The 24916-nt window shown below is 65.3% G+C and carries 24 protein-coding genes; 12 read left to right on the forward strand and 12 right to left on the reverse strand.

Annotated features, from left to right (window positions below; translation table 11 throughout):
- Positions 1-25: 25 nt before the first annotated feature.
- Positions 26-1234, reverse strand: coding sequence for a plasmid partitioning protein RepA (repA, locus tag EV665_RS26375; RefSeq protein WP_133036351.1), 1209 nt, complete (start codon positions 1232-1234; stop codon positions 26-28).
- 447 nt (positions 1235-1681) lie between these two features.
- On the opposite strand from repA, the gene EV665_RS26380 reads away from it, so the two are divergent.
- From EV665_RS26380 to EV665_RS26405, 6 genes are all read left to right on the forward strand, one after another.
- The gene (locus EV665_RS26380; RefSeq protein ID WP_133036352.1) at positions 1682-2683 is read left to right on the forward strand and encodes a LacI family DNA-binding transcriptional regulator; all 1002 of its coding nucleotides are present in this window, start codon (positions 1682-1684) and stop codon (positions 2681-2683) included.
- A gap of 173 nt (positions 2684-2856) precedes the next feature.
- Positions 2857-3891 (forward strand): sterol desaturase family protein, encoded by a 1035-nt coding sequence (locus tag EV665_RS26385; RefSeq protein WP_133036353.1) that lies wholly within the window; start codon positions 2857-2859, stop codon positions 3889-3891.
- Positions 3888-4199, forward strand: coding sequence for a MocE family 2Fe-2S type ferredoxin (locus EV665_RS26390; protein ID WP_064333906.1), 312 nt, complete (start codon positions 3888-3890; stop codon positions 4197-4199). The genes EV665_RS26385 and EV665_RS26390 overlap by 4 nt, the downstream gene beginning before the upstream one ends.
- A gap of 78 nt (positions 4200-4277) precedes the next feature.
- Positions 4278-5222, forward strand: coding sequence for a substrate-binding domain-containing protein (locus tag EV665_RS26395; RefSeq protein ID WP_064333905.1), 945 nt, complete (start codon positions 4278-4280; stop codon positions 5220-5222).
- A 49-nt stretch (positions 5223-5271) separates the two neighbouring features.
- Positions 5272-6477 (forward strand): NAD(P)/FAD-dependent oxidoreductase, encoded by a 1206-nt coding sequence (locus tag EV665_RS26400; protein ID WP_133036354.1) that lies wholly within the window; start codon positions 5272-5274, stop codon positions 6475-6477.
- Complete coding sequence (locus tag EV665_RS26405; protein WP_133036355.1) at positions 6477-7325, forward strand: sugar phosphate isomerase/epimerase family protein; 849 nt, start codon at positions 6477-6479, stop codon at positions 7323-7325. Before EV665_RS26400 ends, EV665_RS26405 begins: the two co-directional genes overlap by 1 nt.
- Positions 7326-7332: 7 nt before the next feature.
- On the opposite strand, the gene treY is transcribed toward EV665_RS26405, so the two are convergent.
- From treY to treZ, 3 genes are all read right to left on the reverse strand, one after another.
- Positions 7333-9987, reverse strand: coding sequence for a malto-oligosyltrehalose synthase (gene treY, locus EV665_RS26410; protein ID WP_162853167.1), 2655 nt, complete (start codon positions 9985-9987; stop codon positions 7333-7335).
- A gap of 33 nt (positions 9988-10020) precedes the next feature.
- The gene (locus EV665_RS26415) at positions 10021-10392 is read right to left on the reverse strand and encodes a CBS domain-containing protein (protein ID WP_064333900.1); all 372 of its coding nucleotides are present in this window, start codon (positions 10390-10392) and stop codon (positions 10021-10023) included.
- Between the two features lie 123 nt (positions 10393-10515).
- Positions 10516-12339, reverse strand: coding sequence for a malto-oligosyltrehalose trehalohydrolase (gene treZ / locus EV665_RS26420; RefSeq protein ID WP_133036357.1), 1824 nt, complete (start codon positions 12337-12339; stop codon positions 10516-10518).
- 203 nt (positions 12340-12542) lie between these two features.
- Here treZ and glgX point away from each other — a divergent pair, with 203 nt between their 5' ends.
- Together glgX and EV665_RS26430 are read left to right on the forward strand one after the other, a co-directional pair.
- Complete coding sequence (gene glgX / locus EV665_RS26425; RefSeq protein WP_133036358.1) at positions 12543-14627, forward strand: glycogen debranching protein GlgX; 2085 nt, start codon at positions 12543-12545, stop codon at positions 14625-14627.
- Positions 14628-14636: 9 nt separating this feature from the next.
- A complete protein-coding gene (locus EV665_RS26430; RefSeq protein WP_133036359.1) occupies positions 14637-15662 on the forward strand; it encodes a DNA topoisomerase IB in 1026 nt (341 codons plus the stop codon).
- Between the two features lie 114 nt (positions 15663-15776).
- Here EV665_RS26430 and EV665_RS26435 read toward each other — a convergent pair whose 3' ends face one another.
- The 4 genes from EV665_RS26435 to EV665_RS26450 are packed head-to-tail and all read right to left on the reverse strand — an operon-like array spanning position 15777 to position 16939.
- The gene (locus tag EV665_RS26435) at positions 15777-16079 is read right to left on the reverse strand and encodes a DUF2934 domain-containing protein (protein ID WP_133036360.1); all 303 of its coding nucleotides are present in this window, start codon (positions 16077-16079) and stop codon (positions 15777-15779) included.
- The gene (locus EV665_RS26440; protein WP_133036372.1) at positions 16064-16324 is read right to left on the reverse strand and encodes a DUF982 domain-containing protein; all 261 of its coding nucleotides are present in this window, start codon (positions 16322-16324) and stop codon (positions 16064-16066) included. Before EV665_RS26440 ends, EV665_RS26435 begins: the two co-directional genes overlap by 16 nt.
- A 2-nt stretch (positions 16325-16326) precedes the next feature.
- Positions 16327-16719: a CBS domain-containing protein gene (locus EV665_RS26445; RefSeq protein ID WP_133036361.1), complete on the reverse strand. Its 393-nt coding sequence runs from the start codon at positions 16717-16719 to the stop codon at positions 16327-16329.
- Positions 16720-16732: 13 nt separating this feature from the next.
- Positions 16733-16939 carry a hypothetical protein gene (locus EV665_RS26450; protein WP_064333894.1) on the reverse strand — a complete coding sequence of 69 codons (207 nt, stop codon included), beginning with the start codon at positions 16937-16939 and terminating at the stop codon, positions 16733-16735.
- Between the two features lie 173 nt (positions 16940-17112).
- On the opposite strand from EV665_RS26450, the gene EV665_RS26455 reads away from it, so the two are divergent.
- Complete coding sequence (locus EV665_RS26455; RefSeq protein WP_064333893.1) at positions 17113-17304, forward strand: DUF3008 family protein; 192 nt, start codon at positions 17113-17115, stop codon at positions 17302-17304.
- A gap of 21 nt (positions 17305-17325) precedes the next feature.
- Positions 17326-17703 carry a response regulator gene (locus tag EV665_RS26460; protein ID WP_064333892.1) on the forward strand — a complete coding sequence of 126 codons (378 nt, stop codon included), beginning with the start codon at positions 17326-17328 and terminating at the stop codon, positions 17701-17703.
- Positions 17704-18050: 347 nt separating this feature from the next.
- Here the strand turns inward: EV665_RS26460 and EV665_RS26465 are convergent, their stop codons facing one another.
- Positions 18051-19811, reverse strand: a complete 1761-nt coding sequence (locus EV665_RS26465; RefSeq protein WP_133036362.1) for a peptidoglycan D,D-transpeptidase FtsI family protein — start codon at positions 19809-19811, stop codon at positions 18051-18053.
- Positions 19812-20077: 266 nt separating this feature from the next.
- Here EV665_RS26465 and EV665_RS26470 point away from each other — a divergent pair, with 266 nt between their 5' ends.
- The gene (locus tag EV665_RS26470) at positions 20078-21031 is read left to right on the forward strand and encodes a DUF1403 family protein (RefSeq protein ID WP_133036363.1); all 954 of its coding nucleotides are present in this window, start codon (positions 20078-20080) and stop codon (positions 21029-21031) included.
- Between the two features lie 2 nt (positions 21032-21033).
- The gene (gene scpB, locus EV665_RS26475) at positions 21034-21720 is read left to right on the forward strand and encodes an SMC-Scp complex subunit ScpB (protein ID WP_133036364.1); all 687 of its coding nucleotides are present in this window, start codon (positions 21034-21036) and stop codon (positions 21718-21720) included.
- Between the two features lie 347 nt (positions 21721-22067).
- On the opposite strand, the gene tcuB is transcribed toward scpB, so the two are convergent.
- The 3 genes from tcuB to EV665_RS32670 all read right to left on the reverse strand — a co-directional run.
- Complete coding sequence (tcuB, locus tag EV665_RS26480) at positions 22068-23201, reverse strand: tricarballylate utilization 4Fe-4S protein TcuB (RefSeq protein ID WP_133036365.1); 1134 nt, start codon at positions 23199-23201, stop codon at positions 22068-22070.
- Positions 23198-24619, reverse strand: a complete 1422-nt coding sequence (gene tcuA, locus EV665_RS26485) for an FAD-dependent tricarballylate dehydrogenase TcuA (RefSeq protein ID WP_133036366.1) — start codon at positions 24617-24619, stop codon at positions 23198-23200. The genes tcuB and tcuA overlap by 4 nt, the downstream gene beginning before the upstream one ends.
- A partial coding sequence (locus tag EV665_RS32670; protein WP_210234681.1) for a hypothetical protein occupies positions 24612-24916 on the reverse strand: 305 nt, incomplete at its 5' end. The genes tcuA and EV665_RS32670, both read right to left, overlap by 8 nt.

A 24916-nucleotide genomic window follows, 5' to 3' on the forward strand; every position in this document is an offset into this window, starting at 1 on the left:
AATACCGATTTTGTCAGCCGACAAATCAGCGCCCCCAGGAGCGATGGATGAGATCGGCGATTTCGTCATTGACGGCATCGAGCGATTCCAGCGCGCGATCATAGGTTCCACGGTTCATGGTGGCGCGCTCGACCTCGTAGAGCGTCTGCTTGGTGATGCCGGCGTCGGAGACGGCCGTGGACTTCACCATCTGGTTCTTCAGCATGAATTCGTGGAACATGGTCGACATGAAGCCGACCATCTGCGCCTGCGGCACATCCATCGGCTCGTAACGGGTGATGAGGTAGCGGTACCAGGAGAGATTGACTTCGGCACCGGCGGCACGGATCGGCTTCAGGATGCCGCCCAGCATCAGCAGGAACTGGCCCATCGACATGACGTCCAGCATCTGCGGATGGATGGTGATCAGCACGCTGGTCGCAGCCGTCAGGGCCGTCAGCGTCAGGTAGCCGAGCTGCGGCGGGCAGTCGATCACCACGACGTCGTACTTGTCGTCCACCTCGGCCAGCGCCCGCGAGATGCGGGTGAAGAAGGTCTTGCCCTCGTTCGACGACTTGTCCGCCATGGCGAGCGGCGTGTCGTATTCGTATTCCTGCAGGTCGAGATTGGCCGGGACGATATCGAGCCCCGGGAAATTGGTCGGCCGGATGATGTCCGCAAGCGCTTTCTTCTCTCCGTCATAGCGGATGGCATCGTAGATCGACGCCACCTGGTCGAGTTCCGGCTGGAAGCCGTGCAGGGAGGAGAGCGAGGCCTGCGGGTCGAGGTCGACCGCCAGCACCCGGTGCCCGGTCAGGGCGAGATATTGCGCCAGATGCGCCGCGGTCGTCGTCTTGCCGGAGCCGCCCTTGAAGTTGACGACGGCGACCACCTGCAGCTTTTCGCCGTTGCGACGATGCGGCACATACATGCGGCTTTCCGAACGGCCGTGCTGGTCGAGATACCGGCGCAGTTCCAGCATCTGCTCGGCCGTATAGGAGCGGCGACCGGACGGAGAAGTCTGCGGGGAGGGTCCCTTGCCGTCGAGATGCAGCTTCTTCAGGGTGCTTTGCGAAACGCCGACATAATGCGCCACCTCCGCAAGCGAGAACGACCGCAACGTCTTCCTTGCATTCGGCGGGAATCGTTGCACGCTGAGCAGGTGCAGCTTCTTCGAGATCAGATCGCCCTGTTCGAGGATCTGGTCCTCGAAATTCACGAGGTTGTGCACCGAAGCGCTCGGATTAGCGTTCATGAACGGTCATTCTCTCAGATAACGATTTTCAGCCGTAAAAGGCTACATAAGCGGGATTATGTGCGATTCTCTAGAGGGGACAAGGTTTTTAAGGTTAACAACCCGCCAGCCAATCGCCGTGAGACGGCTGCAAAAGGCTAACACCCTGCCGCAGCATTGCTTTTTCGCCCCATCACAGGCATCTGCAGCAAGCTGTCCGATCCTCCGCAACACCCGCGCACCGCGGCCGCATCAACGGCCCGGCACGCTTGGCGGCCGAATCGGGTTTCATCCTGCCATCCGCGCCGCATTCCACCGATGCCTTGCAGTTCTGCAGGCTCATCGACAGATTTGTCGAGAATGGGCCTGTTGGAGACGGCGATTTGGTGGTGCATTCATGCGCAAACCCGCGACAGGCGCAAGGCCTGCGCGGCGAAGCACGGACCGGTTCGAGGAGCCTGCGATACAATGAGCAAGTCCAACTACAGGGACATTGCCCGCCTTGCCGGGGTCGGCACCGCGACGGTGGAGCGGGTGCTGAACGGGCGCGGCGGCGTGCGCCCCGAGCTGGCCGAGAAGGTGGTGATCGCTGCCCGCAGCCTCAACTATCCCCGCACGCTGCCCGATGCACATCGCGGCTTGCTGCGCATCGAGGTCCTGATGGTCCGTCCCGAGACGACGTTCTACAGGCGCCTGTCCAAGGCGTTCGAGCGCATCGCCGCGACACTGGATCCCTTGGTCGTGGTGCATCGCAGCTTCACCGAGGAGATGAACCCGGAGCAGATCGCGCGCCATATCCGCTCGACCGACCTGCCGCGTGCGGGCCTCATCCTCGCCGTGCCCAACAGCCCGCTCATCAAGGCGGCGGTGGAGGCGGTCGCGGCCCAGGGTGTGCCCGTCGTGCATGTCGTCACCCGCGCCTCGGAAAAGACCGGCGCCTTCGTCGGCATCGACAACCAGGCCGCCGGGCGGACGGCCGCCTGGTTCATCGCCCGCATGGCCCGGACAGACGGCCCCGTCGTCGCCCTCTGCCATCCGATCTACCAGGTACACCGCGACCGCATCCGCGGCTTTTCCGATTATTTCGCCGCCCATCCCGGCCCGATTACCTTCGAATGGCTCGGCTTCACCCGGGACGAGGAGCATTTCAGCGCGGAGACCCTTGCCATCGCGCTGGAGAAATATCCCGGTCTCGTCGGCCTCTACAATGCCGGCGGGGCCAATTCCGCGCTGATCAGCGTGCTGCGTCGCCATCCGCGGGGCAGGGACATCCTGTTCGTCGGGCACGAGCTGACCGATTATACCCGCACGGCGCTCAGCGAAGGCATCATGGATGTCGTTCTCGACCAGGCGCCGGAAGCGCAGGCCCAGCGCGCGCTCGATCTCGTCCTGCGTCGCATCGGCCTGACGGATGTCGAACCAGACCCGAGCCCCATCCGCTTCATCACCATCACCGCCGAAGGCCTCTGATCTGATTTGATCAAGGAACCGTTCGGCATTCCAGCGAGCTCTTGATAATTTCCAAGTCGGGAGGAAAGCCGGCGTTGCGCAAGGCGTAACGCGGCGAGCGGCGCGGCATGCGCTCCTTCCGACAGGGAAATTCCGCGGGTGCCGACGCACCCGCGCGTCCGAGGGAGAGCGCAATGGACGATCTGAAATACGGAACGCGCAACAAGCGTGGGGACTGGGCGCCGAACCAGCCGGTGGAAACCGCGCCGCTGTTTACCTTTCCGCCCCGCTTCCTGGCGATCCTCAAGTGGTTGCCGCACTATTTCTTTCCGTGGAACGCCATCTTCGCGGCCTCTGCCGTTGCCTACTGGGCCTGGGTGGTCCCGCCGGTCGAGACGATGCAGAGGCTCGGCATCGGCTGGGCCGCCTGGCTCTATGCGGTGAACGCAGTCTGCGTTCTTCTCTTCTACGGCGCCTTCGAGCTGCATCTCTATGTGCTCAAGCGGCAGGAAAACCGCTTCAAGTACAACGGAAAGTTCCCCGCCGACCAGAAGAACACGGCCTTCTGGTTCGAGAGCCAGAACCTCGACAACATCCTGCGCACGTTCCTTTCGGGCGTCACCATCTGGACGACGATCGAGGTCGCCATGCTCTGGGCCTATGCCAATGGCTATGCGCCCTGGTTGAGCTTTGCCGAAAATCCGTGGACGCTGGCACTCGTCGCCCTCGTGGTGCCGATCATCCACGAGTTCCACTTCTTCTGCATCCACCGGCTCATCCACACGCCGTTCCTCTACAAGTGGGTGCATTCGGTCCACCACAATTCGGTGAACCCGTCGCCGTGGTCGTCGCTGTCGATGCATCCGGTCGAGCACCTGCTCTATCTCGGCACCGCCTTCTACCACCTGATCCTGCCGTCGAACCCCGTCCTGATGCTCTACCAGCTCCACTATGCCGGCTTCGGCGCCATCCCCGGCCATGTGGGCTTCGACAAGGTGGAGGTCGGCGAGGAGACGCTGGTCGACAGCCACGCCTATGCACACTACCTGCACCACAAATATTTCGAGGTGAACTACGGCGACGCCCTGATCCCGCTCGATAAATGGTTCGGCACCTGGCACGACGGCTCGGCGGAAGGCGAGGCCCGCATGCAGGAGCGCTACCGCAGGCGCAAGGAAAAGCTCGCCGCCCGCAAGGCCCACGCTGAAGCCCAGGGAGCCGCCGAATGACCTGGGTTCAAGCCTGCAAGCTCACCGATATCGAGCAGGAAGGCGCCATCCGCTTCGATCATGGCGGCCGCACCTACGCGATCTACCGCGCGCCCGATGACAGCGTCTATTGCACCGCTGGCCTCTGCACCCACGAGGCGATCCATCTTGCCGAAGGGCTGGTCATGGATTTCGAGGTGGAATGTCCCAAGCATTCCGGCGCCTTCGACTATCGCACCGGCGAGGCCCTGCGCCTGCCGGCCTGCGAGAACCTGAAAACCTATCCCGCCGAAGTGATCGACGGAGAGGTTCGCGTCGCCCTCGGCTAGGGCGGCGTGCCGACAAGCAGGCCCGTCGGGCCTCCGGCGTGCGAGCGGGTGGACCGGCACCCACATTGGGAGGATACCATGAAATCCATGTGCCTGGCGGCCGCTCTGGCCGCCTTGATGGGAAGTGCTGCCGCAGCGGAGACGATCGGCGTCTCGATGCAGAGTTTCGACAACAACTTCCAGACCCTCTTGCGCGAGGGGATCGGCGCGCGGGCCGCCGAGGTCGACGGCGTCAGTGTCCAGGTCGAGGACGCCCAGACCGACATCTCCAAGCAGCTCAACCAGGTGAACAACTTCATCGCCGCAGGGGTGGACGCGATCATCATGACGCTGACGGACACCTCCGCCGCCCCCGGCATCAGCGAGGCGGCCGAAAAGGCCGGCATCCCGCTCGTCTATCTCAATCTCGAACCCGACAATGTCGGCGCGCTGCCGCAAAAGCAGGCCTATGTCGGGTCGAAGGAGACCGATTCCGGCGAACTCGGCGCGCAGGCCGCCTGTTCCCTGCTGAAGGAAAAGGGCAAGGCGAGCGATGCGCAGGTCTATATCCTGATGGGCGACCTTGCCCACCAGGCCTCGCGCGACCGTACCTCCTCGTTCAAGGACGCGCTGGCCGCCAGCGACTGCAAGGGCGTCACCATCGCCGACGAACAGTCCGGCGCCTGGACGCGCACCAATGCCATGGACCTGACGACCAACTGGATCACCGCGGGTCAGCCCATCGACGTGGTCTTCGCCAACAATGACGAAATGGCGATCGGCGCGATCCAGGCCCTGAAGGCGGCGGGCGTCTCCATGGACGACGTGATCGTCATCGGCATCGACGCGACGCAGGACGGTCTTGCCGCCATGGCGGCGGGCGACCTCGACGCGACCGTGTTCCAGAACGCCAAGGGCCAGTCGGCAAGCGCGGTGGATGCCGCGGTGGCGCTGGTGCGCGGCGAGGCGATCGAAAAGCAGGTCTGGGTGCCCTTCGAGCTCGTGACGCCGAAGAACATGGCCGACTACGCCAGCCGGAACTGATCCTCCCCGACCGGCGCCCCCGCGCCGGTCCCTTTCCACGGAGACCAGCATGGACGATATCGTCATCATCGGGGCGGGCGAGGCCGGCACCCGCGCAGCCTTCGCCACCCGCGAAGCCGGCTTTTCCGGCGCCGTCACGCTGATCGGCACGGAGCCGCACCTGCCCTACGAGCGTCCGCCGCTCTCCAAGCCGCTGGGCGGAGCCGTGCAGATGAAGACGATCTGCACGTCCGAGGCGCTGGAAGCCGCCGGCATTGCCTATCACCAGGGCCTTGCCGCCATCCGCATCGACGCCGCCCCCCGCAGCATAGCGCTCAGCGACGGCCGGGCATTGCCCTATGGCAAACTCCTGCTCGCCACCGGCGCCCAGACCCGCCGGCTGGCATGCCCCGGCGCCGAGCGCACGCTCGACTTCCGCACCTATCGCGATGCCGCGACCCTCTTTTCCCGCGCTGAAACCGGCGGGCCTGTCGCCATCATCGGCGGCGGGCTGATCGGCATGGAGCTTGCCGCGGTGCTGCGGGGCAAGGGCATTGCCGTCAGCATCATCGAGGCAGCGCCCAGGCCGCTCGGACGGGCGGTTCCGCCACGCTTTGCCGAAAGGCTGCACGCCCGGCACCGGGAGGAGGGCGTGCATTTTCATCTCGGCCTTGGCATTGCCGAAATCACCCCCGATGCCGTCATGCTTGCCGATGGCAGTCGCGTTCCCGCCGGCACTGTCATCTCGGCCATCGGCGTTCTGCCCGATATCACGCTTGCCGAGAGGGCAGGGCTCGCAACGGCGAACGGCATCCTCACCGACAGCTTCCTGCGCACGAGCGATCCGCATATCTTCGCCGCCGGCGACTGCGCCGCCGTCTCCCAGCCGGGCGGCCGCGCCATTCGGTTCGAGAGCTGGCGCAATGCGCGCAGCCAGGCCGAGACGGCCGCACGGAACATGACCGGCACCCGCGAGGCCTTTGCCGCCCTGCCCTGGTTCTGGTCCGATCAGTACGATCTCGGCCTGCAGGTGGCAGGCCTGCCCCAGCCGGGGCACCAGAGCATCCTGCGACCGGTCGCCGGGGGCGAACTGGAATTCTACCTTGCGGACGGGCGCCTCGTGGCGGCGGCCGGCCTTGGCACCGGCAACGCGGTGGCGAAGGACGTCAAGCTGGCCGAGATGCTGATTGCCGCCGGCATCCGTCCCGATCTCTCGGCGCTTGCCGATCCGGCCGTCAACCTCAAGGCTCTTCTCAAGAGCGCCCGGGCCGCCTGATGCAGACGCTGCTCGTCTTCCAGTCGCTCTGGGCCATGGAGCGCCGCCATACGGATGGCCATGAACGCAGCCTTGCAGAAAACATCGCGATGATTGCAAGGGCAGGGTTCGACGGTGTCAGCGCGCACTATACCAACCGCGCCGATGTCACCCGCCTTAACGAGACACTAGGCGGCACCGGCCTGAAGATCGAAGGCGTCTGCTTCCCGCGCAGCATAGACGACCTGCGCCTGCCGCTGGAGCTGGCCGCCGAATTCCCGGTCAGCCATATCAACCTGCAACCCGATATCCGGCCGCGCCGGATCGAGGATTGCCTGCCGCTTCTCGACGGATGGATGCGGCTTGCCGAGGAGGCGGGCATTCCCGTCTATATCGAGACGCATCGCGACCGGATGACCACGGACCTCTATTTCACGCTCGATCTCCTTGACCGGCGGCCCGACCTGCCGCTTCTCGCCGACCTCTCGCATTTCCTGGTCGGCCGGGAGTTCGCCTTTCCGGTCTCGCAGGAGAACCATGCGCTGATCCGGCGCATCCTCGACAATGCCCAGGCCTTCCATGGCCGCATCGCCTCGCGCGAGCAGGTGCAGATCGAAATCTCCTTCCCGCATCACCGCCCCTGGGTCGATCTCTTCCGCGCGTGGTGGGACTACGGTTTCCGCGACTGGCGCTCCCGTGCGGCCGAGGATGCCGCACTGGTCTTCACCTGCGAGTTGGGGCCGAAACCCTATGCGATCACCGGCCGGGACGGCAACGACACGACGGACCGGTGGGAGGAGGCGCTTCAGCTCCGGCGGATGGTGCTCGATCTCTGGGCTGCCGGTGCCGCGATCGCTCGGGATGGTTAACGAATGCTTACCTACTGGTCCACCGAAAGGAGCAGTGCCGCAGGGGACTTGGCGAAGAGGAGGGAAAGCGGGAGATCCTGGCCGAGCGTGAAAGTGTCTCCATCGAGAACGGAGCGCACGACGCAACCAACCAAGCGAGAGGGGAGGGCAGTGGCCATCTCGCGCAGGGCCGTATCCTGCAACAGCAGGGTGCCGGGTGCCACCTTTCCAAAGGCGAGCCGGGGAACGGCGACGATCGCGAAGGCCTGCTGCGTGCCGCGCAGGAAGGCAAGCACGCCACCGTCTCCGCCGGAAACGGCGAGGGGCTGGTAAGGGCCCGAGAAGGGGAGGGGGCTCTTCCGTCTTGCCGCCAGCACGGTCGCCGTGAGCCATTGCTTGTAGAGGGGAAAGGCCGCACCGGCGGGTTCAGGCCTTTCGGGGATCGCCATTCCGGTGACATCCAGCATCGCCGGTTGTCGGGATCGACGAGGGAGAAATCGCAGCGCTCGCTGCCCTGGTAGAGATCGGGAATGCCCGGCGCCGTCAGCTTGATCATCGCCTGGCTGAGGGCATTCACCCGGCCGGCATCGATGAAGGGGGCAAGTGTCGCGTCGAAATCCCGCAGGAAGGCATCGTGCCGCATCAGACCGTCGATGAAAGCACCGACCAACCGCTCGTATTCGGCATCGGGTTCTGTCCAGTTCGTGGCGCGTTTGGCCTCGCGCAGGGCCTTGGTGGCGTAGAGCCTCATCCGCTCCGCCAGTGCCTGCAGCACAGCGGAATCGCCAAGGGCACCGGAGGGCCAGATGCCGGCGAGCGACTGATAGATGAGCCATTCTACCTCCGGCTCCGGCACCGTTCGCCCATCGAACATGGTGCGCAGGGATGCGTTGAGCGCGCTCCATCGCCGCGTCGCGGCAATCCAGGTGTCCGGCGCTTCGGTCAGCGTGTAAAGCCGGGCGCGGGCATCTTCGCCCCGCTTCGTATCATGGGTCGCGGTTGCCGACAGGCCGTGCAGCATGGTCTCGGCCCGGTGCGCCATGAAGGCATCAAAGGCCGATACGCCACCGATCGCGGCACCGGGATCGCCCCCGACCTCATTCAGGGCGATGACGGCGTTTTCCCGATAGAAAAGGGTGTCTTCCACCGCCTTTGCCATGATCGGGCCGCTGAGTTGCTGGAAGCGCCGCCGGAATTCGGCGCGGGAGCCTGCTTCGGCAGGATGCGGATCGTCGACCAGAAGGCCGGCCACAAAATCGATCGCGGAACGGAGTTCGTCCCCCTCCGCCGCCTCGATCGCGTCCTTGCGTACACCCTGCACCAAGATGCGGTCGCCTTCGGGCACCACGGTCGCCGTCGTATAGGTTCGGTAGACGGGCAGCGCGATGATAAGGGAGCGGATCGCCCCGGCCAGTGCCCCACGGTCGAATTCCAGCCCGTCCGCATCGGCGATCGCCCTTGCAAGGCGCGCGACGCCCGCCACCTCGCCCGCAAAGTTCTCCATCAGCATCTGGCGTTTGGCGCTCCGCCTCTCCTCGGAATAGGAATTCTGCCGGTCCGGCGGTTTCAATGCGGTGAAAGCCTGTTGCAGCCGTTTCTGCCCCCATTCATCGACGAGAACATCCGCAAGCGCCCCAATGAATTCGTAACCGGTCGTGCCCTGGACGGGCCAATCCGCCGGGAAGGGTTCGTTCCTCTCCAGGATCTTTTCCGTGATGATGGAGGGCGCGGGGCCGACGGCATCGCGCAGGCGCCTGAGATAGCCGAGAGGATCGGCAAGCCCGTCGACATGGTCGATCCTGAGCCCGTCCAGGATCCCCTCGCGCACGAGGTCGATGATCAGGTGGTGAGTATCTTCGAAGACGCCGACATCCTCCACGCGCATGCCCACCAGGCCGGCGATCTCGAAGAAGCGGCGATAATTGAGGTGCCGGCCGGCGGTCTTCCAGTCGGTCAGCCGCCAGGGTTGGGCATCGTGTATTGCATGAAGCCGCGCGACGTCCCGCGATATCGCCTCCAACCCTTCGGCGATGGCCTTACGATGGCCCGGGGTCGCAAGCACGCCGGACAGGCGGCGCCGGTTTTCCGCCTCGTCCCCGGGCTGGAGGCCGGCGCCGGCCGTGCACAGATCCGCAAGGGCCGGCCACCTCACATCCGCCAGAGCCTGCGGATAGCTGTGCGGATGCAGCGGATAGAAGGTCTCGTGATAGCGAAGCGCTGGCACGACGTCGCGCGGGTCGAGCGCAAGGCTTATCGCCCCGCTTGCCAGCTCCGCGTCGAAGCCGCTGCCGAGAAAGGGAAGCGTCAGGCGCTCGGACCAGTCGATATCGAAATGCCGGGCATATGGACTGTCCGCCCCCCATGTCACGACACTCCGCCACCAGGGATTTTCCAGATGGGCGGCCATGTGGTTGGGAACGATATCGAGGATGAGACCCATGCCGCGGTCGTGCAGGTCGCGCGACAGGCGCCGCAGGCCGTCGAGCCCGCCGAGGCACGGATCGATTTCGTTTGCATGGGTGATGTCATAGCCATGGGTCGAGCCACCGACCGCCGTCATGACGGGAGACGCATAGAGATGGCTGATACCGAGCGCCTCGAGATAGGGCACGAGCCGGCGGGCGGCGGCAAAATCCAGGCCGTTGCGGAACTGGAGGCGATAGGTCGAACGGATCGGGATCAAGACATTGCCTCGCTGGCCGGCGGTACGCAACGGTCAGGTCCGGCGGCGCTTGAAATCCGATTGCGAAACGACACCGGCCAGCCGGTTCTGGCGATCCAGCACGGCAAGGCGGCGCAGATGCAGCGACTGCATGTTGGCCAGCACGCTTTCCGGCTCCTCGTCGTCGAAGCAATAGGTGATGTTGGTCGTCATGACGTCGCTGACCTTGGTGGTTTCCGCATCGAGCCCCGGCGCGACGGCACGCAGGATGATGTCGCGATCGGTAAGCGTGCCGACAAGACCGCTGGCATCCGCCACGGGCAGGAAGGCGATATCCCATTCCGCCATCAGGCTTGCGGCATACTGCAGGGTCTCCTCGGGCCGGACGAGATGGACATTGCGGGTCATGATGTCGCCGATGGGCATGAGGACCTCTTGCTGCGCTTTGACGAGAGCATGTCCGGATGAAGGAATGTCGCCTCGGCACCGGACTGCGATAAAAACAACACTCTAAAGCCGCGCCGGCGAACCGGGTCCGACGGCGCTGCTCTAGAAACAGACGAGCGGCACTTTGGTTCCAATGGCGGCTCCACGCGGCGGCTTGCCGGCGCGATCGATGGTGACGGCAATCGCCGGCCCGGCCGCGCCGTCCGCCCCCCGTTCGAAGATCGTCTCTCCGCCGGCCGCCGGCCAGGCCTTGCGTTCCGTCGTCAGGTTTACGCGCAGGCGAAGCGTCCCAGCAGAGAAATGCCAGTCCACGGCAAGAACGCCGTCCTCGGCAGGCAGGATCTGCGGCGCGGCTGCCGCGGAGAGCAGCGGCGCGACATGCGCCTGCCGGAGCCGGATGAGATAGCGCACGAAATCCATCCGCCGCCGGCCATCGGGCGATGCGGCGCGCGACCAGTCGAGCGTCGAGCGCCGCATCGTCTCCTCCGCGATCGGATCGGGAAGATCGTCGAGGGTCTTGTCCGTCTCCAGCCCGCCGAACTTCTCCGCCTCCTGCTTGCGCCCCTGCCGTACAGCCTGGGCAAGATCGCCGGTGAAATCGGCGAAGAAGAGGAAGGGGCGTTCCTCGCCATATTCTTCGCCCATGAAAAGCATGGGGGCCGGTGGCGCCAGCAACAGCATCGCCGTCATGACGTCGAACAGCGCCGGATCGGCAATCTGCGTGAGCCGGTCACCGAAGGCGCGGTTGCCGACCTGGTCGTGGTTCTGCAGGAAATTGACGTTGACCTGCGGCGGCAGGCGGTCCTGCGGCGCCGGCCCCACCCGGTCCTGGTTGCGATCCGCATGCACGAAGCCCTTGGCTGTCGCCTCACGCAGGAGAGCCGTGGTGTTTTCCGCGAAGGGCGCGTAGTGCCCCTGCCGCTCCCCGGTGGCGACGACATGCAGGGCGTGATGGAACGCGTCGTTCCAGCCGGCCGTATAGTGGCGCACCACGCCGCCATCGCGGTTGAGAAGGCTCTTGCGGCTCAACTGATCCTCGACGACGAGATGCACCGGCCGGTCCGGCACTGCCTGCCGGACCGTTTCCGCCATCTCGATGAGGACATGCTTTTCGCTCTCGTCGCTGATCTCCTCGGTCGCATCGAGACGCAGGCCGTCGAACCGGTAGTCGACGATCCATTGCAGAGCATTGTCGATGAAATAGCGGCGCACCGGCTCCTGCTCGAAGGCAAGCGCCGCGCCCCAGGGCGTATGGCGCTCGGGATGGAAGAAGGCCGGAGCGATGCGCGGCAGGATGTTCCCGACCGGGCCGAAATGATTGTAGACGACATCGAGCAGGACCATGATTCCATGGCCATGGGCGGCATCGACCAGCGCCCTGAGGTCATCGGGCGTGCCGTAGGCGTTGTGCGGCGCATAGTGCAGCACGCCGTCATAGCCCCAGCCGCGTCGCCCGGCGAAATGCGCGACGGGCATGATCTCGATGGCGGTGATGCCGACGTCACGGACATGGGCAAGCCGGTCGATGGCGGCACGGAAGGTGCCTTCCGGCGTGAAGGTGCCGATATGCAGCTCGTAGAGCACCGCCTCCTCCCAGGGACGGCCCTTCCAGCCGGGGTGTTGCCAGGCATGGCTGGCATGGTCGACGACGATGGACGGGCCTTCGACACCCTTCTCCTGCGCATGCGAGGCGGGATCGGGAATCACAAGACCATCGGGGAGGCGGAAGGAATAACGGTCGCCGGGCCGGGCAAGATCTGTCTCGGCCGTATGCCAGCCTTCACCCGCCGGGCGCATGGCGATCTCGTTTCCTCCGACGAGCAGCGTGACCGTCTCTTCGGCAGGCGCCCAGAGGCGGAATTGCACCCGGCCGTCCTCGAGGAGGCTCGGTCCCCAGCGTCCCAGCGTCGACGATGTCTGCGTCATGCGGATCCTCTCGTGGCGTAATGGGGGAGGGAACCGGGCGGCGACGAAAATGTTCCGGAACAAATCGCGCCTTTTCGCATTGCACCATCGCTCTCTTCGCACCCCCGACCGGCGCTTCCGAAACCCGTCGCAGGTCGCGATGGAACATCCGCAGCAGCGGTCCGGGCTTCAGGAGCCGCATGCTCGACCGAAGGGGACATCACATGGGCTATTCATTTTCCGAACTCGATTTCATGAAGCCGGAACTCGGCGCCGAATTCACCGGCGAGGGCACGCATTTCGCCGTGTTCTCTGCCCACGCCGAACAGATGGAGCTCTGCCTGTTTTCCGACGACGGCAAGGAGGAGACGGCGCGCCTGCCGCTCCCCAAGCGCGAGGGCGGCATCTGGTCCGGCTATATTGCCGGCTTGAAGCCCGGCACCGTCTACGGCTACCGGGCGCAAGGCCCCTACGATCCGAAGAACGGCCACCGCTTCAATCCGAACAAGCTGCTGCTCGATCCCTATGCCAAGGAGATCATCGGCGAGATAGCCTGGGACGATGCGCTCTACGGCTACCGCATCGGCGATCCGGAGGAAGACCTCTCCTTCGACGATCGCGACAGCGCGCCCTTCATGGTCAAGGGCGTGGTGCAGGATCCGGATTTCGACTGGGCGGGCGATGCCGCCATCCGCCGGCCCTGGACCGAGACGATCATCTACGAGGCGCATGTGCGCGGCATGACGATGAACCATCCGGGCGTGCCGGAAGAGCTGCGCGGCACCTTCATGGGCATGGCGAGCGACCCGATCATCGAGCATCTCGTCGACCTCGGCATTTCCGCCATCGAACTCCTGCCGATCCAGTATTTTCCCGACGACCGCCATCTCCTGGAAAAGGGCCTGCGCAACTATTGGGGCTACCAGACGCTCGGCTTCTTCGCGCCGCAGCCGCGTTTCCTCTCCGGCCGTGCCGTCATCGAGTTCAAGACCATGGTGAAACGCTTCCATGCCGCCGGCATCGAGGTGATCATGGATGTCGTCTACAACCACACGGCCGAAGGTTCCGAGCGCGGCCCGACCCTCAGCTTCCGCGGGCTCGACAATCTCAGCTATTACCGCCTGTCGCCGGACGACCTGCGCCACACCTATGACACGACGGGCACCGGCAACACGCTCAACATCGCCCATCCCATGGTGCTGCGCATGGTGCTCGACAGCCTGCGCTACTGGGTCGGCATCATGCATGTCGACGGCTTCCGCTTCGATCTGGCCAGCACCCTCGGCCGCACGCGGCACATCGAGTTCGACCGCCAAGGCACGTTCTTCGATGCGATCCGGCAGGATCCGATGCTTTCCGGCGTGAAACTGATCGCCGAACCGTGGGACGTCGGCGACGGCGGCTACCAGGTCGGCGGTTTCCCGCATCCTTTCCGGGAATGGAACGACAAGTATCGCGACGACGTGCGCCGCTTCTGGAAGGGCGATGACGGCCTCGTTTCGGGGCTTGCGGCACGGCTCACCGGCTCGGCTCCGCAGTTCCACCATTCCGACCGCGGCGCCACCTCGTCGGTCAACCTGATCAGCGCCCATGACGGCTTCACGCTCATGGACACCGTCTCCTATGACGGCAAGCACAACGAGGCCAATGGCGAGGACAACCGCGACGGCCATTCCGCCAACCACTCGCACAATATGGGCGCCGAAGGGCCGACCGAGGACGAGGCCATCCGCGCGGCGCGCGACCGTCGCCGGCGCAACATGATCGCGACCCTGCTGCTCAGCCAGGGCGTGCCGATGCTGCTCGGCGGCGACGAGCTCGGCAACAGCCAGAGCGGAAACAACAACGCCTATTGCCAGGACAACGCGATCGGCTGGACAGACTGGAACGGTCTAGACGATCCGTTCCTCAATTTCTGCAAGGGCGCCATCGCCTTCCGCAAGGCCCATCCGGTGCTCCGGCAGGAGCGGTTCCTGACGGGCGAAGCGGGGGAGGGCGGCACGGTCGAGATCGCCTGGTACAAGCCGGACGGCGGCGACATGACCGATGCTACCTGGACGGACGGCAATCTGCGCACCCTCGGTCTCTTCCTCGCAAAACCGGCCAACGGGGAAGGGGCGGACCAGCTCTTCATGGTCTTCAATGCAGGCGGGGATTGCGACGTGATGCTGCCCGCCGCAAACGGCATCACGGCATGGAAGCGGACGCTCGACACGGGATCGCAAGACGGCGCCTTCACCGAACATCCTGCGGACGGCCCCGTCATGGTCGCCGGCGCAAGCATCGCCGTCTTCGAACCTGCGGGATGACGATCGACCATGGCGCCGGAAAACCTGAAGGAGACCGGTCTCGTTTATGTCAGCGACAGCGAACCGGGCATCCGGCGCCAGCGGACCGGCCGCGGCTTCTGCTATCGCCTGCCCGACGGCGCGCTCCTGCGCGACGCTGCCGTGAAGGCACGCATAACCGCCCTCGGCCTGCCGCCGGCCTATGAGAATGTCTGGATCTGCATCGAGGCCAACGGCCACCTGCAGGCGACCGGCTACGATGCGCGCGGGCGCAAGCAGTATCGCTACCATCCCGACTGGCAGGCGCTGAAGAGCGGCGACAAGTTCGGCCAGCTCATCGCCTTCGGCCGCGCGCTGCCGAAACTGCGGCGTGCGGTGAAGCGTGATCTTGAAGGCGAGGCCGGCGCTGTGGACACGATGCTGGCGGCAATCACCGTGCTGCTAGACGAAGCCCAGCTTCGTGTCGGCAACCGGGCCTATGCGGTCGAGAACAAGACCTACGGTGCGACGACACTGCTCAAGCGCCACGTGACCCTTGTCGACGGGCGCATCGCGCTGCGCTTCACCGCCAAGGGCGGCAAGCGCGTGCGCCGCACGCTGAAGCATCCCCGCCTCCAGCGCCTGCTCGAAGAGTGCGCCGACCTGCCGGGCCGCCAGCTCTTCGTGTGGAAGGACGAGGGTGATCTCGTCCGGCCGATCGATTCCGGCCGGCTCAATGCCTATCTCGCCGAGATTTCCGGCATCGCCATTTCGGCGAAGACCTTCCGCACCTGGGCCGGCAGCCTCGTCGCCTTCGCCCATGCTCGCCATGCGATCGAAGAGGGCAACCGCCCGACGATCAAGGGCATGGCCGACGCGGCGGCGGAAAGCTTGCACAACACGCCGGCCATTGCCCGGTCGAGCTACATCCATCCGGACATCATCGCGCTCGCCGAAAAACCGGAGACCCTTGGCCTTGCGCTGCGGCGCCCCGCGCTCGACATTTCAGGATTGCGGGTGGAAGAGGAACGCCTGCTGCGCTTTCTCGAAACCCGCAAAAGGGCGCAGCGGGGTTAGGGATGCTCGCATTGGAGCATTTCCGCTTTTTTTCGAATCGCGAAAAGGCCCCAACTCTTCAATTCCAACGCAGTTCCGGACGCAAAACCGCTTCGCACTTTTGCTGGAATTGCTCTAGTGGCGAAGCGCAAGCGCCTCGTCGTCTTTCCGCCGCGGCCGGCGGATCGCGTCGACGGCCTTGCGGGTGGCGTCGTCGGCCTCGTTGGAATTGCGTTTCGTCTTCAGATGCTCGGGCAGGGCGACCCGTTCCAGTTCGGCGCGCTCGCGCGCCGCCTGTTCCCAATGTTCACGATCCTTGCCGTGGGGGCGTCCTTCCGCCTCCCACAGGCCATAGGCGCGCTTGCTGATCCATTCCTGGCGCTCGTCATTCACGATGATGTCCCTTCGGTGGCGGCGGCGATCTATGTCGTCGTCCATGAATTCACGCGGAAACCGGCTTCCTTCGCCGCCTCGATGAAGGCGCGGCGCGCGAAGGCCGGGTCGTCGTCACTCGTCAGCCCCTGCTCGCAGACGCTTCTGGCCATCAGCGCTGCAGGTCCGTCTTCGATCGGCCAATGGTTCTTCAGGCACAGGAGGGCGTCCCGCGTGCTCTGCACGCGAAGCACCTGCCTGTCGCTCTCGAGCACGACGGCCTCATCCCACAGCCGATCGGTCGCAAAGATGGTCATTGGCGTTCCTCCGTCGCGGGTCTTTCGGCGGGAATGTCGACCAGGCTGACGATGCCGACGACCCGCCGGTCGTCGTTCACCACCACGAGACGGCGCACACCGAGTTCGCGCATGCGGGCCGCCACCATTGCCGTGTCATCGCCCTCGTTACACACTTCAGGCGACACGGTCATGAATTCGGCAATCGCCATCGAGGTGGAATGCCCCCGCCCGAGGACCGAGACAACGATATCTCGATCCGTGATGATACCGACGATGGCGCCGACGCCCGGCACTTCGACCGGCAGGGCGCCCACTTCGGTTTCAAGCATCAGCCGCGCGGCCGACTGGGCGGTGTCATTGGGAGAGACGGTCACGATCTGGGCGGACATCACGTCCTTCACAAGCATGTCCGTCGCCCCTTCACAGCCGTCCGTTGACGAGGCTGCGGCCGTTCGGCGCGGCGGGCACGACCACTTCCTCGTGATCCTGCCGGATGAGCGGCAGATCGACCTGTTGCGGCACGATCACCTGCGGTTCCCAGGAATTGCGGTGTTTGCGGGTGTTCCTCAGGTCGGCCTCGGGGGTGACGGCGGGTTTGCGGGCAAGCGGCTTTTTCTTCTGGCGCACGTTGAACTCCTGCGAACGGGCTTCGTCTTTTCAACAAACGCAAGCGCCCCCGCTTGGTTCCCCAAAAAACCGGAAACCGACATGCCGTGCCGCCGCTAAAACCCGCCGATATCGAGGGAACATTTGGAAGGCCTGCGGGTTTGCTGGGAATATTCCCACAAGGAGGGTATTCCATGCCTGCAAAATCGAAAGCGCAGCAGAAGGCTGCCGGGGCCGCACTGGCCGCCAAGCGCGGCGACATCAAGAAGAGCGAACTGAAGGGCGCCTCGCGCAGCATGGAAAAATCCATGTCGCAGAGCGAGCTGAAGGAACTCGCTTCAACGAAGCGCAAGGGCAAGCCCGAGCACGCTTCGAAATCCGCCTGACGCGTTGAACGGGAGGAGCCGATGCGCGTTCTGATCGTCGAGGACGAATTCCTGATCGCCAAACTTCTGGAAGACGTGGTGGAAAACGGGGGCCATGAAGCCATCGGCCCGGTGTCGACCGTGGAGCAGGCCCTTGCCTATGCCCCGCGCACCGACATCGCACTGGTGGATCTCAACCTTTCCGACGGAAACAGCGGCCAGCTTCTCGCGCGGCGGCTGATCGACCGCTTCGGCATCGACGTCATTTTCGTGACGGGCGATCCGACATCGGTGCAACAGGGTTTCGACGGTGCGCTGGCGGTGGTGAACAAGCCCTTCCGCGACGAGGAGATCACCGGCGCTCTCACCCTGGCGCTGGACAAGCGAAGCCGCTCCGTCGCCCGCCGCGTCGCGCCCTGACATTGCGGTTGAAGTTGATGAGCGGTCCATAACCGACATCGGCCGCGGCACGCCGAAGCGGCTGGCCCGCCGCCGATTGCCACCGGCGATGCCGAGATAGAGCAGGTCGTCTTCGTCGGCGGGGGTGAACAGCGTGACGGCGTGTTGGCTATCGCGATATGCATGGCGCCGACCCCTCGCAGCCGCAATATCGATATTGACCTGCATCTCCCCGAGAAAATCGATCGTGATGCGGACATGGCCGATATAGGCCGCTTCGATCCGAAGCGCAGACTATGTCGCTGAAGGCCACAGGATAAAGGCGTGCCGATGCATGCGCCTATTCGCGCGCCAGTAGAACGGCAAACCTAATAATCGACCAGCCGCATCTCCGCCTCCGGCGTGCCAAAGCGCGGCTTGACGCCGAGAAGGGGCGCGACGCGCTGGATGATGGCCCTGATCATCGGCGCTGCGGTGGACGCCGCGGTTCGCCCGCCGTTTTCGCCCGTCCGGGGCGCATCGATGATGGAAAGGACGATGTATCGCGGCCTGTCCATCGGAAAGGCGGCGACGAAGGCGTTGAAATTGATGTTCTTGGCGTAGCGTCCGTTGATGACCTTGTCGGCCGTCCCGGTCTTGCCGCCGACATGGAAGCCGTCGACCTGCGCGTTTCGGCCCGATCCCCTCTGTCCGTTCCAGTCGTAGAGGAAGCGCATGTCCGCGCTCGTCGCTTCCTTGAGGACGCGGGTCGCGAGCGTTTGCGCCTCGTCCTTCGTGCGCGGAAGGAAGGTCGGCGGGATGAGGTAGCCGCCATTCACCAGCGCGGCGGCCGCGACGGCGGTCTGCAGGGGCGTGGTGGCAACCCCGTGGCCGAAGGAGATCGTGACGGAATTGATCTTCTTCCATGTGCGCGGCTGGGTCGGCGTCGCGACGCCCGGCATCTCCGTCGCCAGCTTCGACAACAGGCCGAGCCGGGTGAGGAACTGCTGGTGGCCGTCGATGCCGACCATGTCGGCCACCGCGGCGGTGCCGATATTGGAGGAATACTGGAACACTTCCGGGATGGAGAGCGGGCGGTTCTTGCCCCTGAAATCCCGGATGGTGAAGCCGCCCATGCGGATCGGGCGGGAGGCATCGACGACGGAGTTCAGCGTGATCTTGCCCGCATCGAGCCCCATCGCCAGGGTGAAGCTCTTGAAGGTCGAGCCCATCTCGAAGGTCGCGTTGCTGATGCGGTTGAACCAGCCTTTCTCATAGTCCCTGTCGACGCTTCCATCCGCCAGGGTGCGGGACGGCGCGTTCGGGTCGTAGTCAGGCACCGAGGCCATGGCCAGCACCTCGCCGGTCTCCACGTCGAGGATGACGGCGCCGGCCGCTTCGGCCTCGTAGTCGGTCATCGCCTTGGCGACGACGTTGCGCACGATGTTCTGGACGCGAAGGTCGATCGACAGCCGGACCGGCGCCAGGTGGGCATCGTCGGTCAGCCCGGCGGCCCGGAGGTCCGCCAGCCCCTGCTGGTCGAGATAGCGCTCCATGCCCGCAAGGCCCTGGTTGTCGACATTGACATGGCCGACAATATGCGAGGCGGTGGCGCCGCCCGGATAGAACCGCCGCTTCTCTGGCCGGAAGCCGATGCCCGGAAGCCCGAGCGCCAGGATCTCGGCCTGCTGCCTGGGCGTCAGTTGCCGCCGCAGCCACTGGAAGGCGCTGGGGGAGCGCAGCTTCCTGTGCGTATCGCCCCAGTCGAGGTTGGGAATGACGAGGGCGAGCTTTTCGACCACTTCGTCGGCATCGACGATGCGGCGGGGATCGGCATAGAGCGAGACCATGTGGAGGTCCGTCGCCAGCAGCTCGCCATTGCGGTCCGTGATGTTGGGGCGTGAGGCGATCGCATGGCCATTTCCGCCGATCGACGCGGAAAGGACAGGCTCGGAAAGGCCGTATTGCAGAAGGCGCCCGCCGATCACCAGATAGACCGCCGAAAAGATCGCGATCATGATCGCCACCCGCTGCCGCGCCTGCTTCCTGCGGCGCGCATTGGTGCCGACGAATGCCTCGCCCCTGGCGTGCCGGCCCCGGTCGAGGACGAAATGCGCGCGGCTCTTCAGTCGGATGACGAACGAGATCATTCCACAGCAATCCAGGCCCTGTCGCTGCAACGAAGGGCGGATCCCTGCGCGCTGACGGGAGGGAGCCTGCATGCAGACGGCCGGGAAACCAAGGAAAGACTGGGCAAGCACCGGCACGCGATTAAATTTGCATTAATATACATTTAAAGTCGTACCAACCGCCTTAACGGTTCATTAGGCGGGCGTCCGCCGGGAAAAATCGAAAAGCTGTGCGAATGCGCTGGAAAAAACAGCACAAACCGCACGCGCCATGTAAACTCGCCGACATGGATTCGCGCGCACGCCCACCTGTTCCCGTCGTCCTGCCGCCCACGCATCTGCCCGGCTGGGCGCAGCCGCGCGGCCGGACCCCGGATGAACTCGACGCCGCCTTCGCCGCCGGCATCGCCCTGAAAACCCTGGACGACCTCGTTCGCGCCGAGCCTGTCTGGGCCGGCTGCTGGCGCGCGCGCCAGGCGCTTGCCTGCGCCGTCGCCGCCGTCCGGCTGGCGGGCAGGGGAGAGGACGAGGCGGCCCTGCGCGATGCGGCCCTGCTGACGGCACCGGGCGACGATCCGGGCCCGGCCGGAAAACTCTTCCTCGCTTTTAGCAGGCTCGCCGGCCGCAAGGGCGCCATCACCTCGAAATTCGTCGCCGACCTTGCCGATCTCTTCGGCCTTGCCTGGGACGCGCGGCTCGGTGCGGCCGTCGATCATGCCGAAGCGATCCTCCAGTCGGGTCGCCCGGCGCCCTTCGCCGCGGCCGAGCTCGTGGCCGCCATCCATGCCGAGCGGCCGGACGCCGAAGCGCTCGCCTGGGCGCTCGGCGATGCGATGATCGCGGAAAAGCTCAAATGGCAGCATGCCGTGCCGCTGCTGATGGCCGAACGCCATGGTCCGGCTTTCCGCACGCTTGGGGGGAGGGGGCGTGTGCGCCCCGGCGAGCCGGGCTTCGAGCGCGCCGTCTGCCTCGCGCTGGCCGAGGGTGCCGGGGCCGCGCTGCGCTCGGCCGGCGAAGTCGCGCGTCGTGCCGAACAGCTTCTTGCCGCCGCGCCGAAGGTGCGCACAAAGGGGGCCGGCGCCGTCATCCGCAAGCTGCTCGACGAGGACGCCATCTCGGCCTCCGCACGCAGCACCAACCTCTCCCGCTGGGCCAGCACGCGGCTGTTCGAGCGACTGGAAGGGTTCGGCGCCGTGCGTGAACTGTCGGGCCGCACCTCCTTCCGGATCTTCGGGCTGTGACGATGACCGGATCGACCGCTCCCAGGGCGCCGCGCGCCGGCAAGGCGAAGACGGAGAAGGAGATCCTCTTCGATCGCGAGCTGGAGGACCTGCCGCCAGACCTGCGCTGGCGGGAATGGATGCTGCGCATCGAGGCCGTCATCTTCGCCTCGGCCGAACCGGTCACACGCGAGACGCTGTCCCGCATCGTCGGCAGGGATTGCAGCATCGACCTCCTCATCGACGATCTCAAGGAAGACCTGCACGGGCGCCCCTACGAGATCGTCGCCGTCGCCGGCGGCTGGCAGCACCGGACCCGCCCACGCTACACCGATGCGATCCGGGCGTCCTCCACGCCCACGCGCGGGGGCGGGGCGCTGCTTTCGGAATTCGAGGCGATGGTGCTGATGGCGGTGGGCTATTTCCAGCCGGTCACGCGCGGCGAACTGTCGAAGATCTTCGGCAAGGAGGTCAGCCGCGACACGATCGGCGCCCTGCGCAATATCGGCTTCATCGGCTCCGGACCGCGCAGCCCGACGCCGGGCGCGCCCTATACCTATGTGACGACCAAACAGTTCCTCTCCGCCTTCGGCATGGAGACGCTGCGCGACCTGCCGGATATCGAAGCGCTGGAAGATGCCGGACTGCTGAGCCGCAAGGAAATGGTCGATGAAACCCTTCCGGCCCCGGCGGATGACGGGGAAGGATGACCGGGCCGGAAATCACCGTCCATTCCTGAGAGGGCGTCCTCACGATCGCTTTTCGGTCGGCTTCATCCCGGCCGGAATGGGGCAGACATAGGGTTTGCCGTCCTTCTTCTCCTTCGAGCTGCCTGATGTTCATGATGCCGGCATCCTGAAGGCAAGATCGATCACGCCGTCGATGCGCTGGAGGACGAAGGCGGCAGCCCCTTGCAGCACATTCCCGTCGCTGCCGGAAAGGCGATAGGTCACCGGCATTGCCTGTTCAAGCGCGAGGAAGCGCAGGCACTACGAACAAAGCCAGGGTCCGCTGTCGCAAGCCCACCACGGCAACGGCGTCATGGTTCCGATAGGCTTCAGGCTCCGTCGATCTGCCGCTTCTCCTTCGCATAGCGCACCAGCGCGAGGAAGCGGTAGATGCCGTGCACGAACTTGCCATAGGGCATGGTGACGAACAGGCTGAAGACGACACCGAGATGCAGGGCGAGCAGCAGGCCCATGGCCGGCGTCGCGCGCAGGACGAGCAGCAGGAGGCCGGTTAGGCTCGTCAGGAACAGCATGACGAGGAAGGCGACGTCCATGCCGGTGCGCGAACCGTCCTTGAGAACGGGATCGCGCCGCCATTTCGCATGGAGCAGGCCCGCCGGCCCGACGAGGAGCCCGATGCCGCCGAGCGTGCCGAGCACGACCGGGAGATCATAGACGGGGTAGGGGGCTTCGAGGCCGAGAAGGTAGTGGTAGAGCGTCGCCGTCGAGGTCGCGGCAAAACACAGGAGGAAGCCGTAGAACGTCATGTGATGGTAGAGACGCCGCCGGTCGGTCGGCTTGTCGTCCTCGTTCATGCAGCCGACCCCGCCGCCGTCGAGATACCGCAGGCTTCCCGCATCGCGGACTGCCTGCCAGATCGAAGCGGGTTCCCCGAGCGTGCCGGCGGGCTCGCCGATATCCTTCCAGAAATTGCGGATGCCCATCGCCATCGCCACCACGGCATAGGCGAAGGCCGCGCCGAAGAGCAGCGCCATCACATTGTGCGGCATCAGCTTGTAGAAGGCGCCAGGCCCGGTATGCACGCCGAAGAGCACGGCGGGATCGTGCCAGGCGGCAAAGCCGGCGATGAAGAGCGCGACGCTCAGCGCCGCGATCAGGCTGATCGCCAGTCCGTTGCGATGGAACAGGCCGGAAAAGGCGCGCGGCCAGGCATAGGCCCGGTAGGAATCGTTGCGCACGATCGCCAGCGTCTTCGGCACGTTCACATCGAATTCGTGCGGCGGCGAGAACTGGCAATCGTGGAAGCAGGCGCCGCAACTGTGACAGAGATTGGCAAGATAGTTGAGATCGCCGTCCGAAAAGGCCCGCCGCATCTCCATGGCCGGAAAGACGGCACAGAGCCCCTCGCAATAGCGACAGGAATTGCAGACCGTCATCAGGCGGTCCGCCTCGGCAAGGCTTGCCGTCGCATGGACCGGCGGGAGGGAGGTGTGGATGTTCATGCGGCCTCCGGGGACTGGCTTGCGGACGAAACGAGACGGGCGGCCTCCCGCCCGGCAATGCGGCCGAAGACGCTGCCGATCGTCATGCCGATGCCGGCGGCATAACCCTGGCCGAGCACGTTGCCGGCCATGATCTCGCCGGCGGCGAACATGTTGGCCGCCGGGCGGCCATCCGCCATCACCATGCGCGCCGCACGGTCCACCTTGACGCCGAGATAGGTGAAGGTGATGCCCGGCCGGACCGGATAGGCATAGAAGGGCGCCGTCTCGATGCGCCGCGCCCAGTGGGTCTTGGCGGGTTCGAGGCCCTCGGTGCGACAGTCGTCGAGGGCCGTATGGTCGAAGGTGCCGGGCCGGACCGCGGCGTTGAAACCGGCGACGGTACGCTCCAGCGCAGCGGGTGAAAGGCCCAGCTTCTCGGCAAGTTCGCCGATCGTCTCGGCTTCTACCGGCGGGAAGAGCGAGGGCATGAAGAGTTCGAGCGAGGGCGCGTCGAAGACGATATAGGCGATCTGGCCCGGCTGGGCGGCGACGAGCCGCCCCCAGATGGCATAGCGCTTCGGCCAGACATCCTCGCCCTCGTCATAGAAGCGCTTGGCATGCCTGTTGACGACGATGCCGAAGACGACGCAGTCGAGGCGCGTGATGATGCCGCCGTCGAATTTCGGCGCACGCGCGTCGATCGCGACGGCATGGCACTGGGTGGGATCGCCGATCTGCATCACGCCCCTGTCGATCAGCATCCGCAGCACCGTGCCGCGATTGTAGGGCGTGCCGCGAATGAGGAAGTTTTCGGCAATCTCGCCCCAGCCCTCCTTCAGCCAGTCGATATTCGCCTCGAAGCCGCCGCTGGCCGCGATGAAGGTCTTTGCGCGGATGGAGACGTCCTTGCCCGCATGCCGCACGGTGGCGGAGCGGAACCGCGCGCCCTCGATCGCAAGGTCCACGACTTCGGCGTCATAGACGATCTCGACGCCAAGGCTTTCGGCCGTCCGGTAAAGGGCGTTGAGCATCGCCCGCCCGCCGCCGAGGAAGAAGGAATTGGTGCGCCCGAGGCTGAGCGTACCGCCGAGGGAGGGCTGGAAGCGCACGCCCTGTTCGACGATCCAGGTCAGCATCTCCTTGGATTCGGCGATCATCATGCGCGCCAGGGCCTCGTCCGTTCGCCCGCCGGTCACGCGCAGCAGGTCGTCGAAGAACTCCTCCTCGCTGTAGGGGCCGGAAAGCGTTTCGGTCGCCGCGTCGTGCGCGCAGCGCATGTTGCGGGTGTGGCGCGTGTTGCCGCCCCGGTAGAAGCGCGGTGCGCCCTCGGCGACGAGCACCCGCGCGCCGGCCCGCCGGGCGCTGATCGCCGCGCAGAGCGCGGCATTGCCGCCGCCTGCGATGAGCACGTCGTAGTCTGTCGAGCCGTCAAGCATGCCGGAACCGTTTCACTTTGCTGCACCTCACCTGCTTTATTGCACACATTTGTATACAGTCAAGCGGATGACGAGAGGACGGCCGCCGCCGCACGGCATCGATCGGTAAATCGGAAATGAAAACAGGGCCTCGCAATTGGAGAAGCCCCCGTTCGCCGAACGGCAGTATGCAAATGGATACATTGATGTAGCGGGCGATGCGGAAATTATCTATAACGCCGGCGACACGCCAGCGGTCGGCGTGAATTTGATGTTCAGCGCCGAACACGGGAGTGAATTCCGGGTACGGACAGCGGA

Origin of the sequence: Shinella granuli (assembly GCF_004341885.1) — a bacterium.
In the GTDB taxonomy this organism is placed as follows: domain Bacteria; phylum Pseudomonadota; class Alphaproteobacteria; order Rhizobiales; family Rhizobiaceae; genus Shinella; species Shinella granuli.